Annotated in this window: 1 protein-coding gene; it reads right to left on the reverse strand. The window is 44.8% G+C overall.

Going from position 1 to position 1,485, the window contains the following annotated elements; all coding sequences use genetic code 11:
• Positions 1-385: 385 nt before the first annotated feature.
• Positions 386-1,485 (reverse strand): permease (locus CXF78_RS00260; RefSeq protein WP_102035659.1); only part of this gene is annotated, 1,100 nt, incomplete at its 5' end.

The following is a 1,485-nucleotide window of genomic DNA, read 5'->3' on the forward strand; positions in this document are numbered from 1 at the left end:
CTTTATCCCAAACGACTCAACAGAAAATAAACCAACTAGCGAATGGTAAAAGCCTAGCGCAAATGTCGACTTGGGCAGATAAAATCAGTTCCGTTAAAACTTAAGATCGCGCTGCGCAACGGTATTACATTTAAATTAAAGACGATGAAAGGTGGAAAACGGTTAAATGTAACCCAAATGGCGGTATCATCGAAAGTTTACCGCGATTTGGAAAACATTAAGGCTTGCCGAAAAACTCAACGCTATTTTTACCTAGTACTATTGTTAACTAGCTCTAATGTTAACAGGGCCATCCGCAATATTTTACCCTGATAAAAAGCCAGTGACATCTATCACTGGCTTTCATATGCATTTAACTCGCTTTGATTAACCCATTTGGCTTAACTTATGAGCAACAGCCTTTCTCTTTATTGCCTTTTGGGATCATGTCCCACAAGACTTTGGCCATTAACACCGCCAGCACGATACCTGATATAGCTACTACACCTTGCGGTAATAAAGCATGCTCTTCGCCAATCTGCGGCATCACTTCAAAACCAAATGTATCCACTAAGTAATTAACTAGTACACCAAAAACTAACGCCACACCGATAACGCCACCTAAGTAACCATATAGTGCACGCTTGCCTAACTCTTTAGTCACCACGCCTAAGGTTGCAATATTGGTTGCAGGGCCTGCCATCATAAATACCAGTACTGCGCCAGGTGACACCCCTGCCAATAACAAACCGGCAGCAATCGGTGTTGAAGCAGTGGCACAGATATACATTGGGATCGACACCAATACCATCACTAGCATCGCCAGAATGCCGTCGCCCCATTTAACTAAAAAGTCAGCTGGTACATAAGTCTGCACGATGGCGGCAAAAAATAACCCGACTAGTAACCACAAGGTAGTGTCTTTCACCAAATCCGTTGCCGCGTAATGCAAACCCGATAACACACGGCTGAATACACTGTTGTGCTTCAACTCTGTTGCCATATCTTGAGTCGATGCACAGCAGCTTGCTTCATCACTACTTTCACTTGTTGCAGGGTTTACTGTCGTTGCTGTGCTGCAACAGCTTGTCGATATCGCTTCGACCTTTGGCTCAGCTTTGCTACTGCAGCAACTTGATGTAACGGTTGCAGCTGGTGTTTCGTCTTTTATTAGGTCATCTTTTGCTTTTGTGCTGCAACAGGCAGCAGGTGCAGACTCGGCTGGTTTATCCGCAGCTTTACTACTACAGCAACTGCTTTGCTTTACTTGCGAACGGCTGCCACCGATTGATTGCGCTGCTGTCATCGGGCTCAATATCGATCCTGAATTAACTGACTCTGATTTAATCGCTGTCATTTTCACGCCAGCATTTTGCATAGTCCTCGTGGTTGTTTTACCTGTAGATGTCGTTTCAGAGCTAGCGTCTGAGCTAGCAGTTGATTTGGATCCACAGCATGATAATACCGGCTTGGCACTCGCTGATGAATCTGTGGCCGTTTTCGCTT

The sequence above is a fragment of the Shewanella sp. 11B5 genome (assembly GCF_002836795.1).
Classification (GTDB): Bacteria; Pseudomonadota; Gammaproteobacteria; order Enterobacterales; family Shewanellaceae; genus Shewanella; species Shewanella frigidimarina.